Source organism: Cyanobacteria bacterium FACHB-DQ100 (assembly GCA_014695195.1).
In the GTDB taxonomy this organism is placed as follows: domain Bacteria; phylum Cyanobacteriota; class Cyanobacteriia; order Leptolyngbyales; family Leptolyngbyaceae; genus Leptolyngbya.
In genome coordinates this window covers 277,278-303,129 of sequence record JACJNW010000011.1, presented here as the reverse complement: position 1 = coordinate 303,129, position 25,852 = coordinate 277,278, and the positions used below count along the sequence as shown (strand labels likewise).

17 protein-coding genes and 1 pseudogene are annotated in these 25,852 nt (G+C 48.1%); 9 read left to right on the top strand and 9 right to left on the bottom strand.

Annotated features, from left to right (window positions below; translation table 11 throughout):
- Positions 1–4 precede the first annotated feature (4 nt).
- Positions 5–4,942 carry a caspase family protein gene (locus tag H6F51_03340; GenBank protein ID MBD1821545.1) on the top strand — a complete coding sequence of 1,646 codons (4,938 nt, stop codon included), beginning with the start codon at positions 5–7 and terminating at the stop codon, positions 4,940–4,942.
- Between the two features lie 69 nt (positions 4,943–5,011).
- A complete protein-coding gene (locus H6F51_03335; GenBank protein MBD1821544.1) occupies positions 5,012–5,275 on the top strand; it encodes a metal-sensitive transcriptional regulator in 264 nt (87 codons plus the stop codon).
- On the opposite strand, the pseudogene H6F51_03330 reads toward H6F51_03335, so the two are convergent.
- The 3 genes and pseudogenes from H6F51_03330 to H6F51_03320 form a co-directional block, all read right to left on the bottom strand.
- Positions 5,271–5,507: pseudogene (locus H6F51_03330) on the bottom strand (cupredoxin domain-containing protein). The gene H6F51_03335 and the pseudogene H6F51_03330 sit on opposite strands and share 5 nt — an antisense overlap.
- Positions 5,508–5,604: 97 nt before the next feature.
- Positions 5,605–7,860: a copper-translocating P-type ATPase gene (locus tag H6F51_03325; protein ID MBD1821543.1), complete on the bottom strand. Its 2,256-nt coding sequence runs from the start codon at positions 7,858–7,860 to the stop codon at positions 5,605–5,607.
- A 22-nt stretch (positions 7,861–7,882) separates the two neighbouring features.
- Positions 7,883–8,077, bottom strand: a complete 195-nt coding sequence (locus tag H6F51_03320) for a heavy-metal-associated domain-containing protein (protein MBD1821542.1) — start codon at positions 8,075–8,077, stop codon at positions 7,883–7,885.
- 323 nt (positions 8,078–8,400) lie between these two features.
- Here H6F51_03320 and H6F51_03315 point away from each other — a divergent pair, with 323 nt between their 5' ends.
- Both H6F51_03315 and H6F51_03310 read left to right on the top strand, forming a co-directional pair.
- Positions 8,401–9,033: a DUF305 domain-containing protein gene (locus tag H6F51_03315; GenBank protein ID MBD1821541.1), complete on the top strand. Its 633-nt coding sequence runs from the start codon at positions 8,401–8,403 to the stop codon at positions 9,031–9,033.
- Positions 9,034–9,212: 179 nt separating this feature from the next.
- Entirely contained in the window at positions 9,213–11,258 is a 2,046-nt protein-coding gene (locus H6F51_03310) for a S9 family peptidase (GenBank protein ID MBD1821540.1), read from the top strand.
- 25 nt (positions 11,259–11,283) lie between these two features.
- On the opposite strand, the gene H6F51_03305 is transcribed toward H6F51_03310, so the two are convergent.
- The gene (locus H6F51_03305; protein ID MBD1821539.1) at positions 11,284–12,141 is read right to left on the bottom strand and encodes a D-alanyl-D-alanine carboxypeptidase; all 858 of its coding nucleotides are present in this window, start codon (positions 12,139–12,141) and stop codon (positions 11,284–11,286) included.
- A gap of 251 nt (positions 12,142–12,392) precedes the next feature.
- On the opposite strand from H6F51_03305, the gene H6F51_03300 reads away from it, so the two are divergent.
- A complete protein-coding gene (locus tag H6F51_03300) occupies positions 12,393–12,659 on the top strand; it encodes a Precorrin-3B methylase (GenBank protein ID MBD1821538.1) in 267 nt (88 codons plus the stop codon).
- A gap of 54 nt (positions 12,660–12,713) precedes the next feature.
- Here the strand turns inward: H6F51_03300 and H6F51_03295 are convergent, their stop codons facing one another.
- The 3 genes from H6F51_03295 to H6F51_03285 form a co-directional block, all read right to left on the bottom strand.
- Entirely contained in the window at positions 12,714–13,076 is a 363-nt protein-coding gene (locus H6F51_03295; protein MBD1821537.1) for an S-layer homology domain-containing protein, read from the bottom strand.
- 78 nt (positions 13,077–13,154) lie between these two features.
- Positions 13,155–14,063: an alpha/beta hydrolase gene (locus tag H6F51_03290; protein ID MBD1821536.1), complete on the bottom strand. Its 909-nt coding sequence runs from the start codon at positions 14,061–14,063 to the stop codon at positions 13,155–13,157.
- Positions 14,064–14,133: 70 nt separating this feature from the next.
- The gene (locus H6F51_03285) at positions 14,134–15,294 is read right to left on the bottom strand and encodes an AI-2E family transporter (GenBank protein ID MBD1821535.1); all 1,161 of its coding nucleotides are present in this window, start codon (positions 15,292–15,294) and stop codon (positions 14,134–14,136) included.
- Positions 15,295–15,776: 482 nt separating this feature from the next.
- Here H6F51_03285 and H6F51_03280 point away from each other — a divergent pair, with 482 nt between their 5' ends.
- Positions 15,777–17,999: an SLC26A/SulP transporter family protein gene (locus tag H6F51_03280; GenBank protein ID MBD1821534.1), complete on the top strand. Its 2,223-nt coding sequence runs from the start codon at positions 15,777–15,779 to the stop codon at positions 17,997–17,999.
- 196 nt (positions 18,000–18,195) lie between these two features.
- Here the strand turns inward: H6F51_03280 and H6F51_03275 are convergent, their stop codons facing one another.
- Both H6F51_03275 and H6F51_03270 read right to left on the bottom strand, forming a co-directional pair.
- The gene (locus tag H6F51_03275; protein ID MBD1821533.1) at positions 18,196–19,656 is read right to left on the bottom strand and encodes a hypothetical protein; all 1,461 of its coding nucleotides are present in this window, start codon (positions 19,654–19,656) and stop codon (positions 18,196–18,198) included.
- Between the two features lie 110 nt (positions 19,657–19,766).
- Positions 19,767–20,552 carry a hypothetical protein gene (locus tag H6F51_03270; protein MBD1821532.1) on the bottom strand — a complete coding sequence of 262 codons (786 nt, stop codon included), beginning with the start codon at positions 20,550–20,552 and terminating at the stop codon, positions 19,767–19,769.
- Positions 20,553–20,763: 211 nt separating this feature from the next.
- Here H6F51_03270 and H6F51_03265 point away from each other — a divergent pair, with 211 nt between their 5' ends.
- The 3 genes from H6F51_03265 (at position 20,764) to H6F51_03255 (ending at position 25,785) form a co-directional block, all read left to right on the top strand.
- Positions 20,764–21,414: a sigma-70 family RNA polymerase sigma factor gene (locus H6F51_03265; protein MBD1821531.1), complete on the top strand. Its 651-nt coding sequence runs from the start codon at positions 20,764–20,766 to the stop codon at positions 21,412–21,414.
- Positions 21,415–21,690: 276 nt separating this feature from the next.
- Positions 21,691–22,848 (top strand): DUF1822 family protein, encoded by a 1,158-nt coding sequence (locus tag H6F51_03260; GenBank protein ID MBD1821530.1) that lies wholly within the window; start codon positions 21,691–21,693, stop codon positions 22,846–22,848.
- Between the two features lie 96 nt (positions 22,849–22,944).
- A complete protein-coding gene (locus H6F51_03255; GenBank protein ID MBD1821529.1) occupies positions 22,945–25,785 on the top strand; it encodes a pentapeptide repeat-containing protein in 2,841 nt (946 codons plus the stop codon).
- Positions 25,786–25,852: the final 67 nt, after the last annotated feature.

Sequence of the window (25,852 nt, the reverse complement as noted above, 5' to 3'; positions counted from 1 at the left end):
TATTATGCCCCGCGCTCTCAATCGTTCTAGCGTCCTAGAAACGGGACAAGCTAAACTCTGGATCTTGCTGATTGGTGTGAATCGCTACAGAGATCCGCAGCTTCCCTCACTGCAATATTCCGCGATCGATTGTCAGGGTCTTTCTGAAGCGCTGATCGATGCAACTCAAAGCTTTCCGCAGCGATCGATGCAAATCCGCCATGATTTTGGTGTGCCAGCGACCCTGAGCCAAGTCCGCGACAGCTTAAAGGAGATTGTGCGATCGGCGCAAGCGGCAGATACTATTCTGGTGTATTTTTCAGGTCACGGAGTATTAGAGACGACGACTCAACAGCCAATTCTTTGTTTAACCGATACTCAGAAAGCAGATTTGCTCAACACTGGGCTGAGTGTTGCTGAGCTTTTGGAACAGTTCAGTCAGTGTCAAGCAAAACAGCAGATCGTCTGGTTAGATGCTTGTCATAGTGGCGGAATGACGCTGAGAGGCACATTGCCGAATCCGACTCAGCAATTAGTGCGGGTATTGGGGCGACAAGCTTCGGAGAGTCAGGGCTTCTACGCATTGCTGTCATGCGATCAAGCGCAGCAGTCGTGGGAGTTTCCGGAGTTAGGGCATGGGGTGTTTACCTATTTTCTGATGCAGGGACTCCGGGGAGCCGCAGCCGATGCCACTGGAACGATCGATGCCGATGGTTTATACAAGTATGTGTATCATCAAACGCTTCAGTACATTGATAAAAGCAATCAACAACTCCGGCTGATCAATCAGCAAAAACGAGGACGTGGTGAGACGCAGCTTCAGCCTGAGTATCCGCTGCAAACGCCAAAACGAGTTGTAGAAGGCTTTGGACAGTTTGTGATTGGTGCAAAATCGAGCACGATCGCACCTCCCTCTCGTCAAGCGATCGTCATTGATGCTTTTCCCAATCACAGTCTAACTCTGCAATTGAGTAAGCTGCTCAGCGCTGGATTCGAGTTGGCTTATCAGTCTGATGATTGGGAAACGATGCGATCGAGCATTCAAACCAAGCTACAAACTCCCGAAGCAACGACGGTTTTACTGTATCTCCGGGCTAGAGTGGGGACTACGGCTGAAGGCGAACCTTGTTTAATCCTGGGAACAGAGCGCGTTTCGCGATCGTGGCTGCGTCAAACCCTGCGCCACAGCGCGGCGGCTCAGCAGATTGTGATTCTGGATTGTCCGAATGCAGGTGATTTACCCGATTGGATCGAAGAGTTGCAGCGAGAGCAGGGACAATGCTTGATTGCGGCGGCGGCTCGGACTGATCCTGAACTATTGACGCGATCGCTGGTTGAGACTTTGAATGCTGCCGATCGTCACTCTGGCTATCCGGTTGCAGCATGGATTACTCAGCTTCAACTAGCATTAGCAGGACAAACGACGCTATCGGTTTGGCTATCGGGAACGCAGGGTGTGATCGAAGTGTTTCCGAGCCAGCAGGCGAATCGCAGTTCAGATATTAGTGTCTGTCCTTATCGGGGGTTGCAGCCGTTTACAGAGCATGATGCCGAGTTCTTTTATGGACGATCGACTTTAATTCAACAGCTTTTACAGGCAGTTCAGCAGCAATCTTGTTTAGCAGTGGTCGGTGCATCGGGGAGCGGGAAGTCTTCGATCGTGCAAGCTGGATTGATGGCACAGTTAAGACAAGGGCAGCATGTCCCCGGCAGTGAACACTGGTGGCTGGGGCGAATGTGTCCGGGCGATCGCCCGTTTGATGCGCTGGTTAAATGTTTAGCTGAGCCAGAGGAACAAGAGCAAGTCGAGGGACTGTTGTATCAAGGAGTAGAAGGCTTGGTGCAATGGTTTAGAACTCGTGCTGAACCGATGGTCATGCTTGTGATTGATCAGTTCGAGGAACTGTTCACGCTGTGTTCGGAACCGGTTCGGCAAGACTTTCTCAATATTGTTTTGGAAACACTGGAGCACACCCGCGATCGCTTCAAATTAGTGCTGACATTGAGAGCGGATTTTGTCGCAGCAGGCTTAGAAATGCCTCAACTTGCGGCGATTTTACAGCGATCGAGCATTCTGATTCCTCCTTGTCTCAGCGATGAAGAGTACCGTCAGGTGATTGTGCGTCCTGCGGAACAAGTGGGATTAACCGTAGAACCGGGACTAGTCGAAGTGCTGCTGCAAGAACTCGATCGGACTCCGGGAGACTTGCCGATTTTAGAGTTTGTGCTGGAGCAGCTTTGGCAACATCGACAACAAGGAACACTCACCCTAGAAGCCTATCAATCTGAGATTGGCGGCTTGCAGGGTGCATTAGAGCATAAAGCTCAATCCGCTTACAACCAACTTGACCCAGAGGAGCAGCACTGTGCTCGATGGATTTTCCTGTCGCTCACGCAGCTAGGAGAAGGCGTTGAAGATACGCGGCGGAGGGTGTTGAAGTCGGAGTTATCTGTCGCAAAGTATCCTCAAGCTTTGGTTGATCGGACTTTACAATCGCTGAGTGCTGCAAAACTGATTGTGATCAACACCGAAGACGTGCCAACCAGTCGGGACATTGAGCTATCAGAGATTGAACAATCAGAGATTGAGCCTTCTGTCACCATTGAAGTTGCCCACGAAATTCTGATTCGCCATTGGTCAACCTTGCGCTGGTGGCTGGATGAGAACCGCAATCGATTGAGAGTGCAGCGACCGATCGAGCAAGCCGCGATCGGCTGGAAAAAGAGCAATCGTCCTCCAGATTTATTATTGCGAGGAATGCGGCTGGCAGAAGCAGAAGAACTTTATGTTAAGTACACTGATGAACTGACTCAAGATACTCAAGTCTTTATTGAAGCCAGTTTAGAAGCGCGTCAGAGCGAGAAAATTGCGCTCAAACGTCGGCTCAGACGCGCTCAGCAAGCGATCGCAGCCATTGCAAGCTTAGCAGTTGCTGCATTTGGATTAGGAGGATTGGCACTGTGGAATCAGCGAAATGCTCAGATCCGCTCGATCCAAGCGCTGTCTGCTTCATCTGAAGCATTACTGAACTCAAATCAGCAGCTAGAAGCGCTAACCGCAGCGATCAAAGCAGGACAACAGCTAAAACAGCTCGATCGATTTGTCCTGGTAGAGGTGCGAACTAATACGATCGCAACCTTACAGCAGGCAATCTCTCAAACGCAAGAATCGAATCGGCTCATGGGTCACGCTCAGCAAGTGAATGATGTGCAGATGAGTTCTGATGGTCAGCTAATTGTCACTGTGAGCAACGACAACTTAGTAAAACTATGGTCGCGTGAAGGTCAATTGATTAAAGATGTAGTGGGACACAGCGATCGTGTTTTAGCAGTAGCCTTTAGCCCCGATCAGCAGCAACTTGCCACTGCCAGCGCAGATAAAACTATCAAACTGTGGAATCGTGATGGGACACTGATACAGACCTTGACTGGACATCAAAACTGGGTGACATCGGTGCGGTTTAGCTCGAATGGTCGATCGCTGATTTCAGGCAGTCGAGACGGCACAATAAAGCTATGGCAACTCGATCAGATGAGAGCCGTTCAAACCTTTCGGGGACATAGAGGATGGGTCAACAGCGTGACATTTGGGCAAAACGATCGTCAGATCCTATCCGGTGGCGAAGATGGAACGGTGAGGTTTTGGCAAGTAGGTAGAGCGGCTGCGCTCAGAAGCCTTAGAGTTCACAACGATCGCGTTACCAGTGTGATGATGGCTCCGAATGGTCGATCGTTTCTCACCAGTGGGGACAATGTAGCAAAGCTTTGGACATTGAATGGTAAAGAAATTACAACCCTAGAAGGACATCGCGATCAAGTCAACACTGCAAGCTATAGTCCAGATGGAGGCACGATCGCGACAGGTTCAATCGATCGCACCATTCGGCTTTGGAATTTGGAGGGCGCATTGCTTCAAACCCTTCAAGGACATGAAGCCGCAGTTATGCACGTTAGCTTTAGTCCTGCGGGAACTCAGCTTCTCAGTGCGAGTGCTGATAAAACGGCGCGAATTTGGCAGATGGATTTACCCATTCGACTGGATACAGGTCTATCGGCAATGACCACAAGCTTAGACGGAAGGATTACCGCGATCGCGGCTCCTGACCACACCATTCTCTTGCAAAACAACAAAGACTTTCTCAGCTTAAAAGGTCACACTGCACCGATTACTCAGATTCAAATCAGTCCTGATAATACATTGCTCATTTCTGGTAGTGCAGATAAAACAATTCGACTGTGGAATCTCAGTACCGGAGAACTGATTAGAACCATCTCAGGACACAACGATCGAGTCACAGCATTAAGTTTTAGTCCTGATCAAGAAACCTTCGCATCGGCAAGTGCAGATCGAACGATTAAGATTTGGACGCTTCAAGGCGGCATCCACACAATTCTGCAAGGGCATACCGACGAAGTGACGAGCTTAAGTTACAGTCCTGATGGGCGCTTGGCTTCTGGCAGCGTTGATAATACCGTGCGGCTGTGGGATGTCGATCGCAGAACTTCCACGATTCTTGGCAAACATAACTTAGCAGTAGCCGCGATCGCCTTTAGTCCCAATGGAAAAACTTTAGCTTCTGCAAGTTGGGACAATACGATTAAACTCTGGGCAGTTGATGAAGCTAGATTCCGACAAACTTTGATCGGACACAATGGCGGAGTGACATCCCTGAGCTTTAATCAGGATGGTTCAGTGTTAGCTTCTGGCAGTGATGATACGACGATCAAGCTTTGGAACAGTGAAACCGGAGAACTGATTAAAACCTTAGTCGGCACGAACGATCGAGTTGCTAGTGTTGCCTTTCAGTCTGACAAACTTTTGAGTACCAGCGATCGTTTAGGCTTGACCCGATGGAACCTCAATTTGGATAGCTTATTGAGCCGAAGCTGCGATCGAGTGCGATCGTACCTACGGTCAGACTCTACCAAAGACAATCGTTCCTTGAACTGTAACAACAACTAATATCCTAGTTTCTTTCTCATGTAGAAATTGTAGAATCAAAGCATCCTGATCCCCCAGGGGGGCATAATCATGGCACATGCTCACACGCAACAAGTTCTGAATCGGCTGGCTCGAATTAAAGGACACGTTGAGGCAATTTCCAAGATGGTCGAGAGCGATCGTCCCTGTTCCGATGTGGTTACACAAATAGTTGCCGTTCGATCTGCATTGAATAAAGTGGCGCAAATTATTCTGCTCGACCATGTGGAACATTGCCTGATCGAAGCGTCTGAAACCGGGGAATTTGAGGGAGAACTCAACAATTTTCGTAAGGCATTGGACTTGCTTATTTAGTTGTTGCCTTACGAGGTCTTGGTTTACTGAGCAAGAACCACCACAGTTCTAGACCAATTAATCCGAGTCCGCCGAGCGTGACGATCGCTTTGTTAGCAAAAGGTTGCTCGATGCGATGAAATTGTCCTTCCTGAGCAGTTTGAGGCGAGTGCATCGTCTCAGCCATCACAGCAGATGAACCTCCCATCACTAGCCCTAAACTTGCAATCCCACTGATGATCAGCTTTTTCATCGTTTGCCATCTCTTACAATATTGCTCCTGAAAGCGTTCCAATCAAAAATCCAAACCCAGCTAATGTTGCAAAAAATATGACTTGCTTAACCATGAATCACCTCATCTTGGGCTGAAAGTTACGCAGTCGGAGCGCATTCGTCACAACTGACACTGAACTAAATGCCATTGCTGCTCCAGCAACAATCGGACTCAGCAACCAACCAAAAATTGGGTACAGAATGCCTGCGGCGATCGGGATGCCTGCAACGTTGTAGATAAAAGCAAAGAACAGATTCTGCCGAATATTGCGAATGGTTGCATGACTAAGCTGAATGGCAGTCACAATGCCTTGTAAATCACCCGAAATCAGCGTAATATCACTAGCTGCGATCGCAACATCGGTTCCCGTGCCGATCGCCATTCCTACATCCGCTTGTGCCAATGCAGGCGCATCGTTGATCCCATCTCCCACCATTGCAACGATTTTTCCTTCACGCTGAAGGGCTTCCACGATCGCAGCTTTTTGTTCTGGTCGAACTTCTGCAAACACTCGCTTAATGTTCACTTCCCGCGCAATCACATCAGCAGTACGGCGATTGTCCCCGGTCAACATTACGACTTCTAGCCCTAACTTTTGCAAGGCTCGAACGGCAGCAACCGAGGACGGTTTAACTGCATCAGCAATTGCCATAATTGCTGATGCTTTACCATTTACTGCAATCCAAATGACTGTTTTACCGAGCGATTCAAGCTGATCCCACTGTTGCTTAAGTGTTCTAGTATCAATGTTTAACTCAGACAGCCAACGATGCGTACCAATCTGAACCAGTTGATCAGAGACATAACCTTGAACACCACTTCCTGCAATGGCTTCAAATTCCTGTGAATTGGTTAACTCGACTCCTTGAGCTTGGGCATAGTGTACTACCGCTTCCGCTAACGGATGTTCAGAGTTGCGCTCGATCGAAGCTGCAAGCCGCAGTAAATTTAACTCATTATGATCAGCAGTGCCTTGGACAGTCACATAATCTGTGACGGTTGGCTTTCCTTGAGTAATAGTTCCGGTTTTATCAAGCACGATCGTTTGTAGTTTGTGCGCCAGTTCTAAACTCTCGGCTCCTTTGATTAAAATGCCATTTTCTGCACCTTTACCTGTGCCAACCATGATTGATGTAGGAGTCGCTAATCCCAAGGCACAAGGACAGGCAATGATCAACACTCCAACTGTCGTGATTAATGCCATCGTCACATTGCCCATGACGTTGTACCAGAGGATAAAGGTTGCGATCGCGATCGCAATCACCGCAGGCACAAACCAACCCGTGACTTGATCTGCCAACCGTTGAATCGGTGCTTTTGAGCCTTGTGCTTGCTGCACCAGTTTAACAATTTGAGCTAGAACGGTATCTTTGCCGACTCGTGTTGCTCGAAATTTGAAGCTCCCTGTTTTGTTTAAGGTCGCTCCAATTACTTCATCTCCGACTTGTTTTGTGACAGGCAAGCTTTCACCTGTAACCATTGCTTCATCGATCGCCGATCGACCTTCCAGAATTTCCCCATCCACCGGAATCTTTTCACCCGGACGAACGAGAATCACGTCACCTACTACGACCTCTGCGATCGGTAAGTCAATTTCTCTCCCTTGCCGAATCACTCGCGCTGTTCTGGCTTGCAGCCCGATTAACTTCCGAATTGCTTCTGAGGTTTGTCCCCTCGCTTGATTCTCTAACAATCGACCGAGTAAGAGCAGCGCAATAATGACTGTTGTAGCTTCAAAATAAACATCAGGATTGAGACCTTGAGCCGTAAACCACTGCGGGAGGAAAGTAGGAAACAAAGAATACAGATAAGCTGCTCCGGTGCCGATCGCAACTAAAGTATCCATCGTCGCAGTATGCCGCTTCAAAGCTTTCCAAGCATTGATAAAGAAGGATGCACCACACCAAAACAGCACCGGAGTTGTCAACACCAACTGAAGCAAAGGATGGTGCAGCCACATCGGGATTAAGGGAATCGAGAGTCCCGTCATCATTGGAAGTGAACCGATCACCAGCACCGCCGCGATCGTGCCCGCCGTCCAAACTTTGCGCTGGAGTTTGTGGTGTTGAGTTTGGCGCTCTTGCCGCTCGATATCGTCTTCACCCGCAAGCACATCTTCTTGCATCGGTTGAGCCGAATATCCTGCGGCATCAACTGCTTGCTGAATATCAGCCACAGTTGTTTTATGCGAATCAAACGCGATCGTTGCTTGCTCTGCGCCAAAGTTGACGTTACACTCCTTCACTCCTTCAAGCGATCGGATCGCACCTTCAATATTCCTCGCACAGGCGGCACAACTCATGCCGTGCAGCTTTAATGTGGTGGTTTCCATTGTGCATATCTAAGGAAAAGGACTAAGCAACGGTGTAACCCGCATCAGTGATAGCCTGTTTAATCGACGCTTCTGAAGCTTGCGTTTCGATGCTGACAAGTTTTGTTTTGGGATCAGCCGTGACGCTTGCATTCGGGTCGATCGACTTAATCGCGGTGGTAATCGTATCGCTACAGGCGGAACACGCCATATTCGGAACAGTCAATTGAAGAGACATCAGCCAAACTCCTAAAACCAGAAACTGAATGCTTACATCATCATTCTGAAATCTCCAGTTCACTGGAGAGTCAAGTAATCTTTTTAGGTTCTGTCTTTAGTCAGAGGCAAGGTTGTCGCATATGAACGGCATCCTACACAATTTTCAGCTTTAACCATTGACTCTCCAGTGAACTGGAGAATCCACAATAAAAGTGTTCCAGTGCTGTCTTTTTTTTATTAACAATGAAATCCCTGTTTAAACCTAGAGCCTTAGACGACTCTCCCAAACCAGCGACAATCCAGCTAACCGTTGGCATCATTGCGAGGGCTTCGCTGCCTCTCATGCTTGCTACTCTCGCTGCCTGCTCCACCACAACGACGCAGAATTCCTCGCCGGCTTCCAACCCAATGCCGGGGATGGATCACAGCACTATGAATCATGGCAGCACGGGCAACATGATGCACAACATGGATTTAGGTGCAGCAGACGACAATTACGATCTGCGGTTCATTGATGCAATGCGAATTCACCATCGCGGCGCGATCGAGATGGCAAAACAAGCCGAACAAAAATCGCAGCGATCGGAGATTAAAACTCTAGCCCGCAATATCGTCATCACGCAGAACCGTGAAGAAAATGAATTGCTGGCGAAGTGGCGAAACCAATGGTATCCAAAGGCCGCTCAGGAACTTGTGATGTATGGAGGCAAAGAAAAATCAACCATACCGATGTCAGTCGAATATCGCCAAATGATGTCGATGCAGCAGGACTTGGGGACAGCCGACGCTCAGTTCGATTTGCGCTTTATCAATGCAATGATTCCGCATCATGAAGGCGCGATCGCAATGGCAAAAGATGCTCTCCAAAAGTCGAAGCGTCCTGAGATTAAGCAGCTAGCGCAAGAAATTGCAACCTCTCAGCAAACTGAGGTCGATCAAATGAAACAGTGGCGTAAAGCTTGGTATAACCAGTAATCTTTTGCAATCTCGCTCGATCGCAGCAACCGATTGGGCGACTCGATGCTGACGGCGATTTGAGTCAGTAGAGCCTTGTATGACGAAGCTTCTGTCGCTCCACAAAATGCTACCTTTTGGGGAGTGACAGAAGCTCGGATTAAGTGCTTGACTGATCTTGCTCTTCAACGATTTGCGTTATGTCAGATTCAGTCACTCCCCCGATCGCACCCAAACGTCCCTATGTGCATCAACTCCACGGCGATGAGCGCATTGATGACTATTTTTGGTTGCGGGAGCGCGACAATCCTGAAGTCATCGCCTATCTTGAAGCTGAAAATGCTTACACTGAGGCAATGATGCAGCATACAGAATCGCTGCAAGCAGATCTCTACGACGAGATGCTATCACGCATTCAGGAAGATGATTTGTCTGTACCTTATCGTCGAGGCGAGTTTTATTACTACACCCGCACTGAAACCGGAAAAGCTTATCCCATCCACTGCCGCAAATATCAAAGCTTGGATGCACCAGAAGAAGTGCTACTGGATCAAAATCAGCTAGCTGAAGGCACAGAATACTTTAGCTTAGGTGTGCTTGAAGTTAGCCCAAATCAGCAGCTATTAGCTTATGCGACTGACACAACAGGAGCCGAGCGCTATACCCTGTTTTTCCTTGATCTAACCACTCGTCAACTGTATCCTGAATCAATCCCTGACACCGCTTCGTTTGCTTGGGGCAATGATAATCAAACTGTGTTTTATGCTCAGATTGATCCAGCAAATCGCCCTTATAAATTGTTTCGCCACTGTTTGGGAAGTGAAATCGACACTGATCAACTGTTGTTTTATGAAGCTGATGATGCTTATTTTCTTGGAATTGATAAAACTCGGAGTGAAGCTTATCTGCTACTCGGTTTGGGCAGCAACATCACCTCAGAAGTTCATTATCTCGATGCGAACAATCCAAACGGGGACTTCCGGGTAATTCGTCCGCGTCAAGTTGGCATCGAGTATGAAGTTGAACATCATACGGATGCGTTTTACATTCTGACTAACGAAAATGCTCTGAACTTCAAGCTGATGAAAGCGCCCGTCAGTGATCCGAGTGTGGAACATTGGGAAACGGTGATCGAGCATCGCGAAAATATCTTTTTAATGGGTGTTAGTGCCTTTATGGATCATTTAGTGATCTACGATCGCGAAGCTGGACTACCCAACATTCGGGTTCGTAAGTTCTCCACACAGGAAGAACATACAATCACGTTTCCAGAACCTACCTACGAAGTGTCAGAATCGATCAATCCAGACTTCAATACAAAAACGCTGCGGTTTGGCTACACCTCATTGGTTACACCGTCTTCGATTTTTGATTATGACCTCGATGCCCAAACTCGCGAACTCAAGAAAGAAACGCCCGTTTTGGGAGGGTACGATCGCGCAAACTATCGAAGTCAACGCCTCGAAGCGATCGCGCCCGATGGCACTGCTGTTCCGGTGTCGATCGTCTACAAAGCAGGCATTGAACGGACAGGCAAAAATCCCTTGCTGATGACGGGTTATGGTTCCTATGGATTTAGCTATCCTGACTCTTTCTCTTCGGCTCGGTTAGCGCTGCTTGATCGTGGGGTTGTGTTAGCGATCGCGCATATTCGGGGCGGCTCCGAACTCGGACGCAAGTGGTACGAAGACGGCAAATTCTTACATAAACAAAATACCTTCAGCGATTTTATTGCTTGTGCAGAGATGCTGATCAAAGCAGGCTGGACAGATGCCGAACATTTAGCAATTTCTGGAGGAAGCGCAGGCGGATTGTTAATGGGGGCGGTGATCAATCAGCGTCCAGAATTGTTCAAAGCCGCGATCGCGCAAGTTCCCTTTGTAGATGTTGTCACCACAATTCTAGATACTTCATTGCCTTTGTCTGCAACGGAATGGGAAGAATGGGGCAATCCGAATAATCCGGAGTTTTACTTCTACATGAAAGGCTATTCGCCTTATGATAATGTCGAAGCGAGAGCCTATCCTGCCTTGCTGATTACCGCAGGTTTAAATGATCCGCGTGTGTCCTATTGGGAACCTGCAAAGTGGACAGCAAGACTGAGAGCATTGAAAACAGATACTAACGTCTTGCTGTTAAAGACTAACATGGGGGCTGGACATGGCGGCGCATCTGGGCGATACGACCGCTTAAAGGAAGTTGCTTTTGAGTATGCTTTCCTGTTGGATCAGTGGAAGCTTGCTTAAAGCAGCTTCAATTGCTCTCAAGCAATTAGCAGCGATCGACCTTAGCAGTTTGCACCACGATTTGATCGATCGCTTGCGCTAACGCTTGCCCAGACTGTCCCGGTTGATTCACCACGATGCTAAACGCGATCGTGCCATAGTTGGGATTGTCTAAATATCCAGACAGCGCTCTTACGCCGCGTAGGGTTCCCGTTTTACCATAAAGATTGCCTTGAACGGGCGTATTGCGGAATCGGCTTCGCAATGTTCCATTCACTCCGGCAATCGCTAGCGATCGGTAAAACAATTCGCTCTGACGATCGCTGAACATTGCTTCTAACACAGACACCAGTGCAGCGGGTGTCGCTCGATTACTGCGAGAGAGTCCCGAACCATCCACCTGTGCATAACTATTCGCTTGAACACCCAAGGCTTCGAGCGCCGACCGGATCGCCGGTTGACCTCCAATTCGACGACGCAGCGCATCCGCTTTATAGTTATCGCTGTAACGGTTCACGGCAATCAGCCAGTTCTTTACAGTTGGGAGCGATCGCGGCTTTTGATCTGCAACTTGCAGGGCGGCAGCAGTGGTCAGAAGCTTGACGTTTGATGCGGGAATCAGGGCACGATTAGAATTGCGTTGATAAAGGATTGTCGAGGTTTCGATCGGTTTAATCAGAATGCCCCATTGTGCAGTGCGAAATTTGGGTTGTTGAACAATGCGATCGATTTTCGACGCTAAATCGCTGCGGCAAAACCTGGATTCAGAAACGATCGGTTGAGGGGTTTGGGCAACAGTCGCTGCTGGTCGGCTCCAGAACCCGACGCTGATACCGACAACAACGGCGGTGCTTTTTAGGACGGTGTAAGCTCGGTTGGGGGCTGTCTTGTCGGCTTTTTTCATCTTGCTTATCGTAGATCGTACTTAGGTCTTCTGTAGTAGAATCCTCATCCACCGTGAAGCAATATATCATACGAACTGAAATTGACAGCATTTTCTGTTTTGCCGGACACCGAGGGAAAAATCACGCTACAGCATGGCTCTGAAGCGATCGCAATTGGGTATTGATCTCATACTATTTGACGAATGTGGCAGACCAGCGATTCATCGCATCCGCGAGGTTAGTTAGAATAAAGTGAGATTGAGATTAACGCATGGCAAAGCAAGACGAACCGCTAACCGGAGCGGCGCTAATTAAGGAAGTCTGTCGGCGGATTCGAGTGGCTCGTAGCTACTGGGATGCTCACAACAATGCTGCCTGTCGCGGAGAACGAGAAAAAGCACTCGCTCTCTACAACACGCTGACTAAAGAACAGAAAGACCAAATCCCGGAAGCCCTACGAGTTTGGCTGAGATATCGCAGCGAAAAATATTTTGGCGCACATCGAACTGCCCCAAAGTCAAAGCGAAAATCGAAGTAATCTTACAGCTTTGTTAGCTGTAAGATTCGAGAGTTTAGAGGAATAAAACTACATTTACTTCGACGAGGCAGGTGGATTTGAGAGCGTATCGACACGATCGCTTGTTTGGCGCAATTGTTCGTTTAACTCTCTTTGCCGTTGAAGCAGACGTTCAAACTCCGCTCTTGTGGCAAACTCTTGCCGATTGCAGCGAATCGACTGATCTACTTGCTGCAAACACGCATTCAGTCCTGCCGCAAATTCATTGCGCGTGATCGGACGCTCCCCTTGATAAGTACGGTCTGGATAGCCAAAGAGACAACCGGAAGTAGGGGATGTTTGAACAGGAGTGGAAGGCAACTGCGCGATCGCTCTCATGCCAGAAAAAAGAAGAGTTGTAATCAAAGGGGTTGTAATAGTGAGATACCAGAGTTTCATAGACGAAGAGAATTTTGATGGACGGATTTAATCAACGAATTCTTACTTCTTTATTCTACTGATGACTCTCTTAAACGATCAGTTTCCGACTTGATGCACAAACCTTGATAGATGGGCTGCAACTGCCTCAGATTGATCAAAATGCGGCACATGACCCGCCTTTTCAATCCAAATCAATTCGCTGTTTGAAATCGCTTCCTGAAATCGGGTTGCATCCTTTGTGCCTAGCACATCATCCGAGGTTCCCCAAAGGATTAGAGTCGGATGTTGGATCTTCCCAAGTTGAGTGTCTAAGTTAGTATAACCTCCACTTTGGCTAAAAGAGACGATCGCTTCCTTCCATCCGGGCATAGCTTGATGCAGCAGTGAACAGCGAAGCGCATCAATCAGCGTTAAATCCATTCCTGGGATTGCTAATGCAGCACTTAGAGCAGCTTGTTTGCGGAAGTGTAGCCAATCTGCTCCGAATTCCAGCACGGAGCGGGGCATCCACTGCCCGATCGGGAAATCGCCAGAAAACCCAACGCTATCAATCAACACGAGAGATTGCACCCAGTTCGGATGATGCAGCGCAAAATCGATCGCCACTGCACCCCCCAATGATGCACCCACTAAAATCACAGGTTGAGCAATCCAAGTTTGAACCAGGCTCAACAGATGCTTCCGGATAGTCTGAGGACAGATAGAAATGGTTAGAATCGCGCTTGTAAACCCAAATCCAATCAGATCGATCGTCCAGGTGGAATATTGAGCCGCAAGATGCGGGAACAATCGTCGGAACTCTAGTAGTGAACTATCAAATCCGGGAAGCAAAACGATCGGGGTTGTTGATTGCTCACACGCTGCATAAACATAAGCCGTTGCAATCTCTATTGTTTCTGACTCTAGTGAAGTTTGAATTGATCGACGCTGGAGTTGTTGCAGCAGAGCGATCGCATCCGCATCCTCGATCGCACTCGCTGACGCAGGCAAAAACTCAGGTAGCATCCCTTAATCCTCCACAGGCAAGCCTGATAACGCGCCACTTCTTTAAGATACTCAGCGATCGCAAGCACAATCAGCTATGTATTTCTGAAGGGACAGGAGCAGCAGGAAGAGCGTCAGACGAGGAGACAGAACTCGGAAATCCCTGAAGGATATCTTTCAGACAGCTTGCGATCGGCACCGCTATTATGACTCCAATCAATCCACCTAGCTTCGCTCCAACCAGTAAGGCAAGCAATATCCAAAATGGTCTTAGCCCAACCAGCTTTCCCATCAAGCGGGGTGTAATCAATTGATCAATCGCTTGATTCGTCACGATCGACGATCCGAGTAGCCAAAGCCCTAAACCTGGATCATCGGCTGCGATGAGCAATGCACTGATGAAGCTTGCCAGCGTAGCACCAAAGGGAAAAATCGATAATGTGCCGATGAACAATCCGAGCAGCAATGGAAACGGGATTCTGAGGATCAAGAAAACGACCGTCAGTGCAACAATAGACACGATCGCCATAATTGCCTGTCCGGTGAAATAGTCCTCAAAGTGCTGCTGGAGCGAGCGCTGAATTTGCGCAATTTTTTGACTCGGTAATCGTTGAGCAATTCCGTTCCAAAGTTGCGATCCGTCAAATAAAAGATAGACGGTGAAAATTCCTGTTAAGGCTAAGTTAGACGCACTGCCCAACGCACTAAAGATTAGATTAACGGCATTATTTCCGAGCGTGTGTATGCGATCGGGTAAGCCATCAGTAAACTGAGCTGTCCACTGATTGAGCCGAATTGGAATATGATGCTGCATTGCCCAATCTTGCAGAATCTGAAGCTTTAGCTGAGTGGATTGTATCCGAGTCGGCAATGCGCTGATGAATTCGCCAAGTTCTTCAGACGATTGAGGCAGGATGGTAATACTTGCGCCGATGAGCAAGCCAAAGAACATGACCACCACACTGGTAACCGCATACTTGCGATCGAGTCCCCATTTCTGAATTAGTTGTACCGGATAATTGAGAAGAAACGCCAGTAATGCTGCTGAAACAAGAATTGAAACCAGAGGTTGAGCCAAGTGAACCGCTTTGAAGAGTAGCCATACGTTGAGGGCTACGATCGGTACGAGTAATCCAGCCAGTATCCACTGAGTTAATTGAGCCGGAAAGCGGTTAAACAAGCTAAACATAGACGTTTCTACTTTTATGGTTTTTCCCTGAGATTGAATGTGGTGATACAGAGCAAGCCGCATCTACTCGACACTGAATCAATGCAGTAAGAACTATGACCCTTGATCAAGGGCAGAACATCTCAAGATTAATAGCGTTTAGACAATAAACATCTTTCGACAGAGGTGACTTAATTCATTCTGCTAATCCTTCCGCACCTGCACTAACCCCGCCTAGACGGTCACTATATTAGAGCGTTAGAGCAGGTATAAATCTGAACTGAGGTAATGCCGAATTAAACATAGAACACAACAGACCACACTCAAAGTTCCCGCAGAATGGGATTTAGGGGGCGAGGATCTGTCGCGTCCACAAATCAACTTGGTATAGCACAGCACTTCAACAGTCAATTATGTGCCCTGTCTTATGCCAAAAGACTGATTGTAAATTGCTTCAACTTACTTCTGAGGCAGGAAATTTGGCGTTTGATTCCCTAAAGTTGAATGGAGTTCTATACGATAAGCACATCCAGACATTATTTTTCTATATTCATCTTCTAATTACAGTGACTCTTATCGCAAAGTCTAACTTAGGGACAAGCCCGATCGTCTCCAATAGCATTGCAGGCGCAATTATGGGTCTGCTCACCGTCACGAGTGCTGTATCGTTTGGCGCTCTGATTTTCTCAGGCGATCTCGCACCGTTTATGCCCTTTGGAATCGGGCTGTTGCTCTTTAGCTCGGTCATTATTAGTACGGTTGTGACTGCGCTCAGTTCATACCCTGCGATCGTGGCGACGATCGCAGAAGTCACAGTTCCGATTTTCAGCTTGATTGCGAAGCAAATTGTGGCAGCAATGCCGGATGCCCCAATCGAGCAAAAGCTAATGACCGTTGTTGCCACCTTTGCGGTGAATAGCCTGATCACAGGCATCATTTTCCTGGGATTGGGTTGGTTTCGCTTGGGAAGTTTCGTGCGATACATTCCCTATCCGGTGGTGGGAGGCTTTCTGGCAGGCATTGGAGCATTGTTGTTTGTGGCAGCGTTTCAGTCGGTTTCAGGGCTGGATTTACAGCCTTTTTCTCTGGCTGCTTTCTTTCAGGTGAATGTTTTACTGCAATGGCTTCCGGCTGCCTTATTTGCGGCGGCAATGTTTGTGTTACCCCAACGAATTAATAGTAGTTTCGTTTATCCAGGTATTATTCTTGGCTCGATCGCGCTGTTTTACGCTGCTCTAGCGCTCACCGGAACTTCGATCGCGGATGCCAGCCAACGGGGTTGGATTTTGGGCAGTGTTCCCGCAGGTGGACTGTATCACTTTGCCAGTCTTGCCGCAGTCCAGCAAGCAAATTGGAGCGTGATTGCTCAGCAAATTCCAACCTTAGCGGCACTTTGGCTGATCTCCGCGATCGCATTGTTGCTGCATTCTAATGGTGTTGAGCTTGTGGCTTCCCGCGATCTCGATCTGAATCAGGAATTGAAAGCATCGGGAGTGGCGTTCTTAGTTGCAGGGATTGGTGGTGGAGTCGGTGGATTTGCCAGCGCTGGAGAGAATGCGTTGTCCTACCAAGTGGGGGCGCGAGGGCGATTGGTGGGTTGGATTATTGCAGCCCTTTGCCTCGCAATGATGCTGGGTGGAGCGCCCTTGTTATCGCTATTCCCGAAATTCATTCTGATTGGGATGCCACTGTTGATTACAGTTGAGTTTTTTAATGAATGGCTCTACGAAGCTTGGTTTAAGTTTGCGCGTGCCGATTATGCCATCATTGTGCTGATTGTGATTGTGACGACGACCATTGGCTTTTTGCAAGCGATCGCCGTCGGGCTAGGGGCGGCGATCGTGTTGTTTGTAATTAACTACAGCCGGCTCACTGTGGTTCGACGCATCAGCACAGGAACCTATCATCACAGCAATGTCCTCCGCACGTCTGAAGAGTTGGAAATCCTAGAAGAACAAGGTGAGCAAGCTTACATTGTGGAATTGCAGGGCTTGATCTTTTTTGGAACGGCAAATAAATTGCTCAATCAAGTCCGCGATCGCATTAACAATCATGAGTTACCGCCTGTTCATTATGTGATCCTCGATTTTCGGCTGGTGAGTGGGCTAGATGCCTCAGCCGTTCTTAGCTTTGCCAAACTGAAGCAGGTAGCGCATCAGAAGCAGGTTCACTTGATTTACACCCATCTGTCTTCTGCGGCGCATCAGCGATTAGAGCAGGGCGATTGTTTAGATCATGAAGTTTGCCATCTCTTTGATGACTTAGATCGAGGATTGGAATGGTATGAGCAACAAATTTTGCAGCAATATCAATCGCTGACCGAAGAGGAGTTTCAGTCTCCTGATGCCGCACTCGCCGCTTGTCTAAAGGCTGATTTTCCTGATCCGCGTCAGGTCGATCGCTTGATGAAGTGTCTAGAGGTTTGTCAGGTTGCCGAAGATGAATATCTATTCCATCAGGGCGATCCGTTTGATGGACTCTACTTTGTGGCATCGGGACAAGTGAGTGTTGTTTTGAAATTGAGCAATGGTCAAAACAAACGGATTCGTACCTACACGATCGGCAACACGATCGGAGAAATGGGGCTGTATCGCCGGACAGTCCGCATGGCATCGGTGGTTGCAGACAAACCCAGCACGCTATATTTTCTATCGACAGAATCGTTCGAGCAGCTTGAAAACACCGATCCGATGCTGGCAGCGAGCATTCATCGATTTATTGTTGGGTTGTTGGCTGAACGTCTTCAGCATCGCGAGAAAGAAATCAATCAGCTATTGGACTCGTTTTGAGTCGTCTATCGCTTTCAAAACTCACCGCTTTGTCGGTCGATCAAATTGTAGTAATGCAATTCGCAATACTTCGGACAGTTTTTGAGAGACTCCACAGAAAAGCGACTCGTCGCTTCAGGTGCTGATCAATTTTGATCGTAATGAAGCTGTCGTGAGAGCTGAGTTTTAAAGCGTTAGGTATTCTCGCCAGCCTGCGCTAGTCACCCTCAACAGTATAGGTGAAACGTCCGTTGCGAATGCCTGTTGTCCATCCAATTAAGGTATGAGGCGGATTTGTTGGACGAGGTGTTGAGAATGCTGAAGGTGGCAGTGCGGGAACCATTTGAACCAGTGCCCCCCGGAGGGCACCCGCAACCTCTGGCTGATTGAGAAACTCAGGCACCCTAGTGTTGATCGCCGCTTCAATCCGCTCTCTGACATTTTCAAAATTGCCAATGAAACTGCCTACCACATCCCCATCGAGTCGGGCATCAAATCGAGTTGATTTCAGAGTCAGCCGAGCAAGACCACAGAGATCATAGTTAATGCCTAAAGTCAGGGTTAATTTAGCATTGCGAATGTCCCAGTTGCCCCGAATTGCCGTATCTACAGTGATTTTCCCACCTGGAGCAAAACCCATTTCTAGAACGATCGCGTCGGGGGTGAGCCGGAGTTGTAAATCATTGGAATTGAGATTGCTGATCCAAACGGCATGACGTGCTCCCAGAATTCCAGGAACCATGACTCCTCCCAACTCCTGAGTAGAGTTGTTCAATCCTGCATTTTGCAAGAATCGAGAGGGTGTAATTCTCAACTCCATGTCATTGGTTCCGCGCTTGCGATCGAGGGTGAATCGCGTTCCTCGCAAGGCAACGGCGTTAATCGAATTAATCTCGCGATCGCCTAAACCAACGGTGCTAACGGTTCGACGCAATTGTCCTTCCCACAGCGTTTTGTCGGTATTCAGCGCATAAAGCTGCTCTACGCTTTTGGCAGCAATTTGCTCGGCTGCAACGGGACGATCAATGCGCCGCCATGCCGGATCGCAGCCTGCTCCAGAATTGAGCCAAAGGGTTCGATCCGTATTTAGAGCAAAAACGCGAGAGATTCGAGCCAAACTATCTCCAGCTCCAGCAATGGCGATCGCACTTTGGGGAAGTCCAATGCGTCGCTGGGATTGTAACGTTAGTGCCGATCTAGTTAGTGCAGTTCCATCAGGAGACGCAAATAGGGCGAAATAGTCAGACAAACTCACACGACCCGCATCTATAGAGGCTCCACTGACAGCAAATGGAGCAGCGCTTGGGGTGCGATCGCGAAAATTTCCAGCATATACCCAACGGGGAGCAGCATCCGTTCCATCATTCCGAAAGACCCGACTGTTTTTGACAAGATGCAGCTTGTTACCAGCACAGAGAAGGTTTGTTATGGCACTGGCATCGGTTGGAGTGTCTGTATTGATGCGTTGCCAGCCTGATCCACGTCCACTACTGCGATTTGCTAAGACACGACCCTCTCGGTGTAGCACATACATCATTCCATTTGGACAGGCTGCAATTTTTTGTGCTGTGTTAGGCAGCGCATTAATACGAGTCCAGGAAACGGCTTCGATCGCAGGAGAAACAGCAAGGGTAGAAATGAGGGTTGGAAGAACAATGACTAGGGGTTTAATGTTCATAGCTGTATTGATGGTTTGATTGCAGTTGTGAAAGACAAAAATGGGCATTGCAGAAAATAGGATGAGGGCATTCTGCAATGCCCAAAGATGCAACCCAGGGCTAATAAGAATTAGCGCAGCACCCCATAGTCAACTGACCAATTAACGGGGTCATCCAGGTTATTATCTCGGAAGTTGATTGCCACTTGGTTATTCTGTAAATCAACTTTGAAATCGCGCAGATGATGGTCGTCCCTGGTGAACTCAAAGCTGAAGCCCTGAATAACGGCTCGACCCGGCAATCGGGCGGCTCTGGCAGAACCATTCGTCGCCCGACGGATGGTTTGCTCACTGGCTAGATTGGCGCGAGGTACGATCGCATACTGAACGCTCCAAACATATGGGTCGGTTGGTGTTTTATCTCCGAAAGAGACTTCCAGTTCATCCTCAATTCGCTTAATGGCAACCTTCTTGATCTGATGATCGCCATCTTTGAATTGGAAGGAAAATCCAGTCAGGACAAAGGTGTTTTGAGAGCCACAAGGAACAGGCAGCCTGACTCGGCAGGTTCCACCATTGCAGGTTCGGTTATCCAGAGCAAACACCGATCGAGCACCTGCTCCCAAATCATTTTCAACCTGGAGTGAAACTTGATAGGGATCATTGCCATCATTGTCGATAAATCCCACTGTTGTTCGGAGATCATTCGGCAATGCCGTAATTCCCTTAATATGGTGATCTCCATTCTCAAAATTAAAGCTAAAGCTGTTTAATCCGGATGGAACTGCGACTCCACGAGACAAACTCCGAGTTCCCGTTAAGCCACGTCCAGAGATCGGAATAATTGCTGTTAATGCAGGTGCAGTGCTCAGCATTAACAGTCCTACAGTCATGAGTGCAGACACGCTTCTTTTCATACTTCCTCCGCAGATTGATCATTCAACTGTTGTTGTTACTTCTGATCAACGGGTGAGCGGAAAGAATTATTCCGAAATTTGGTAAGACAGTTTTGTTGCTTCTGAAAAGAATCACTCTCAGGAACATTTTTTCTACAATCGGAGTCCGCTACTACGTCTACCTATTTGTTGTCTTCCAAATCGCCTCCATCATCAGGAAGGACAGTTTTCTATGGCTTTACAACTGGCTTTAGAGCCGCATCTCCATGAATCTCGTTTGATTGCTTCAGACTTTACTCAGCGACTTGAGAGAATTGCCCGCAAGTACACTCGCGGAAGCACGATCGTCTGGGAAGATGCAGCCCAATCGGCTCAAATGAAAGTATTACAAGCAGTTAGAAGTGGCAAATTTAGACAGGGTGGCGCTGATGAATTTGATCGCTGGGCGCTCACTGTCGCACGGTTTGAGATCATTGATTTAGTTCGCAAGGAAAAGCATCGTCATTGTGCCAGCTTAGATGCAGTGATTCCAGGAACAGATTTAGCCCTGTCTGAAACGATCGCGGCTGAGTTCGATGCTCTAGATAGCTTGGAGCAAACTGACCTGGTGCTACAGGCGATCGCAGCCATTCAAGAACTGGATCAACGGCTTCCTCAGCGGGGTTATATGACACTCTGGCAGGGACAGGTGCAAGGAAAAACGCAAACTCAACTGGCGATCGCATTAGGCGTGAGTCAGGGGGAAGCCTCGAAGCGCTGGAAAGAGATGGTGAGTCAAGTTTCTGAGCGGTTAGGAATTCTGCGCCCTGAAGCGATTCAGCAGGAACATCAGGCGATTGGCAAACGCAAAGGCAAGCAGCGTCGATCGACCGCACAATGGTAAAGATTCGTTAGTTTTGGAATAGAGACAGGCGATCGCTCGTTAATTAAAATCAGAAACCTATCAGCCCACTTGCCTAGACTTGTAGAGTTAGCCATGTATGTAGACCCAAAATCCAGATTAACTAAGCAAGACAATTTTGCTCTCCGGCTACCACAACCGGGTGAGATCTGGGAGGTTAGTCGATCGATACAATCTCCCCTAAAATTGTCGCGATCGGAACAGTGGTTCTCTGAACCCGCACAGAACTTTTTACAGGGGACTGACCCTCGCTACGTCATGATTGTGACTGATGCAGAGTCAGACCTAGAGGAACCGTGGCAGCCGATTTCTGTTATGGTGTTCTCGCTGGAGATTCAGTTTCTGAGCGTGACCGATATCTTCATTCCAATCGAAATTTCCGGATTAAATTGCGATGTGCTGGCAGAAACCTGGCATATTCGAGAAATGCTAGCTTGCAATTTATTGAATCCTGTTGGACAGCGTTTGTCGCGGCAGGTATATGACTGGTTACTTACGATCGATGACTTCCACGCGGGAGCCGCAAAGGATTTCCCATCTCAAGACATTCAAGCATCAGGACTAAAGATTGGTCAGCAATCCGCAGCAGCCGACGCCGCACTGGACGCATTCCATCGGCGAGAGGAAGCCTGGAGCGATGTTTTAACTGTCCCGATCGCTGCTTATCGGGTCTATCTGAAGGGGATTCAGCAAACAGAGCAGGTGTTACAGTCTGCGATCGCGGTGGAACGCGAGACGGCTGCTCAGCACCGTATCAATCTGAGCCAATGGTTTAACGGATTGATGGAAACGGGATGGCAAATGGTTTCTAACTGGATGGAAGCTGCGCCTACAACGGCGATCGCGACTCGTAGTAGTGATCTTAACGAGAATTCCTCCGCAGAACCCAATAACATTGCTGCACTGATTCATCAGCTTCAGTGCGAAACGGATGAGTTCCAACGCCGGCGAATTGCGAAACAACTTGGCGAGAGTGGAACAGGTCACGCTGGAGCGATTCAAGCACTAATCAACTTACTGCGAGAGACGCGAGATGACGAGACGCTTTGGGCGACTGTCGAGAGCTTGTGGAAGCTTGATCCAGGGAACCCTTCTGCTGGAGTTCGACAGGTTAAATTAATTGATTTGGGTATGCAAATTGCCAGCCAAGCCGTTGCTCTAGCAGTCGCACTGGTTCGCAAGGAAAATCAACAGGTGGGAGTGTTGCTTCAGGTTTATCCCCCTGAGAATGAACCCTATCTGCCTGCAAATCTCAAGCTGGTGCTACTCAACGCAAGTGGACAGGTTCTACGGGAGGTAGTCGCCCGACAATCAGATGTTTATATTCAACTAAAATTTAGCGGTGAACCACGAGAAGCGTTTAGCGTCAGAGTTGAGTTAGGAGCCGCTAGCATTACGGAGAATTTTGTCATTTAGCTTTCTGATTGAATAGTAGCCATCAGGGTAATATCGCTACTGGTTTATTGCCTCCATGATCAAAATGGGTATTGACGATCGCTGGTATAGGTCTCTATGTCATCTACTACACAGCTCAACTTCTCCGGAAAGAATCTTCAAGGGCGCTCATTCCGAGGACAAACTCTCATAGGTGCCGATTTTAGCAATGCAGATATTCGCGGAACTGACTTTACAGATGCCATTCTGGTTGATGCAAACTTCAATCATGCGAAAGCTGGGTTAACTGTTCGCCATCGCTTTTTCTGGATGGCGATCGTAGTGTTACTATCGCTCCTGTTAGGATTTGCGACAGTATTTGGGCTGGTGTTCTCAGGCTACTTACTTTTTCCCTTTTCACTGACTCCACGTCATTCACCTAACATATTGGCTGCGGGCATTGTCCTAATTCTATTTACACTTTTTGTTTTCAGTATTGTTAGGCGGGGGCTACAAACTGCACTGAGCATTCTCTTTCTTATGGGAATTCTTTTGGGAGCCGTGTTAGGGGGCTTAACTGGAACAATCGCTGGCGTTGCATCGGGCATTGTTGCTGTGACCATAACAGTCATATTAGCAACAGCAGCAACGATCGCAATGGTTATCCTGATGACTCTCGCAATCACCATTGCTCGAAAGTTGGCAGCCCTATTGTTCATTGCTGGAACAATCATGGGATCACTCATCGGTGCAACTGCTGGAGTCAGCATCGGAGCAACGGTTGTCACGGTCATTGCCAGGACTGCGACCATTCCATCAACCAGAATTGGCGCGATCGCAGGTGCCCAGCTTGCCGCCGCAACAGGTACCACTCTTGGAATTGCGATTGCAGCTTGGATTGCCCATCGAGTTTTGATAGGCGACTCACGATTCACCTGGGTCAAGAAGTTGATCACTAAGATCACTGTGCTAGGAGGTACGAGTTTTCGTAACGCAGATCTGACAAATGCAACATTTGCCTACGCAATTCTCAAAAGCACAGACTTGAGTAACAGTACGCTCACCCGTACCAACTTTCATAACAGCAGAGGTATTGATCAAGCCAGAACCGATCAAACAATTCTCAGCCATGCTGCTGTGCAGGCATTAGTGGTAACGCACCGAGGCGCTCAACAGTCCTATGTAGGACAGAATCTCAAGGGGGCAAATCTGATCGGAGCAGACCTCAGAGGTGCAGACTTGACCGATGCAGACTTAAATGGAGCAACACTAGAAGAAGCCTGGTTAGAAGAGGCAAACTTAACAAAGACACAGGCGATCGGGGCAAACTTTCAGGGAGCGCATCTCACGGGAGCGTGTATTGAAGCCTGGAATATTGATAGTGCAACACAGCTTCAGGGTGTGATTTGCGATTACATTTATCTTCGGAATTCTCAACAAGAGCGCCGTCCCAGCAGTGGCAGCTTCGCACCGGGAGATTTTACCGAGTTGTTCGAGGAAGTGATCCAAACGATCGATTTACTCTTTCGCAATGGTATTGACCAAAGGGCGTTCAACTATTCTCTGCATCAGCTTCAAATTGAGAATGAAGGCATGGCTCTCGCAGTTCGCAGTTTGGAAAGGAAAAGTAATGGAGTCGTGGTGGTTCGAGTCGATGTTCCAGCAGAGAGTAATAAAACACAACTCCATGCAGGTTTTCTCCATCATTACGATCTGGCAGTACGTGCGATCGAAGAAAAATACCAAGCCCAGCTTCAGGCAAAAGATGAACAAATCATTCTTTACCAGCAACAACAAGCCGATTGGAAAGCAGTGTTAGCAATGCTCGCTAACCAGAAGCAAATCGCAAATCAGCAAACTCCAAAGGCAGAACAGCAAAAACATCGTAAATGGGTTTGCCTTCATATCGGCGTCGGTAATTTGTGTACAGGTTTTCCGGTCACCCTTCAAATTGGAAATGAGATGCAATCTCGCCTCATGCAATATACAAAGGGCTGGCTTGCCGCTGCACCAGAATTATCGACCCTTTATGAACAATGGCAATCTGCCTATCGCAAATGTCTTAAAGCAAACTTTCGGCTGGATGTTCCAGATACCCAGATCACGAATATCAGTCATCATGATTTCTTCCTAGAATGCAATCAAGCTGCCTCACACCTGGAAAAGCAGCTGAATGATTGGCTAAATGACCCAGACTTTCGACCGATTAAAGACCGAATGCTGGAGCAGTTAGCTCCATCTGATTCGATTCGGATTCTCCTTCAAACGGATAATCCTCAATTGCGACGGCTGCCCTTTCAACTTTGGGATTTTTGCTATCGCTATCCTCTTGCGGAAATTGCTCTCAGTGCTCCCGACTATGAGCAGACAGCCTCATTGCGCCCCCCCAACCCCAAAGCTAAAATTCTGGCAATTTTAGGAGACAGTACCGGAATTGATTTACAGAGCGACCAAGCTGTCCTAGCTCAATTGCCTAATGCAGACGTAACGTTTTTGGTAGAGCCGCAACGTCAGGAATTAAACGACCAACTGTGGAAACAATCGTGGGATATGCTCTTTTTTGCAGGTCATAGCTTCAGTCAATCCGATACAGCGGGAGGATACATCCGCATCAATCCTCACGAAAGCCTAACGATCGCTCAACTCAAACACGCATTGAGACAAGCGATCGCCCAAGGATTAAAGTTAGCAATGTTTAATTCCTGTGATGGGTTTGGGTTAGCACACCAATTATCCGACTTATACATTCCACAAACCATTGTGATGCGAGAACCTGTACCTGATCGGGTAGCCCAAGAGTTTTTGAAGAACTTTTTGATGGGTTTCTCACAAGGGAAGTCGCTGTATCAAGCTGTACGGGAGTCTAGGGAGAAGTTACAAGGGCTTGAAGACCATTTTCCTTGTGCGACCTGGTTACCTGTTATCTTCCAGAATCCTGCGGAACCTCCTCTGAATTGGCATGATCTTCAGAAGGTTTAACCTGAGTAATTCATTTCTTGGACACGAAGAAGAAACTCTATAGGGTCAGTGTGTAAGCGGGTCTTAG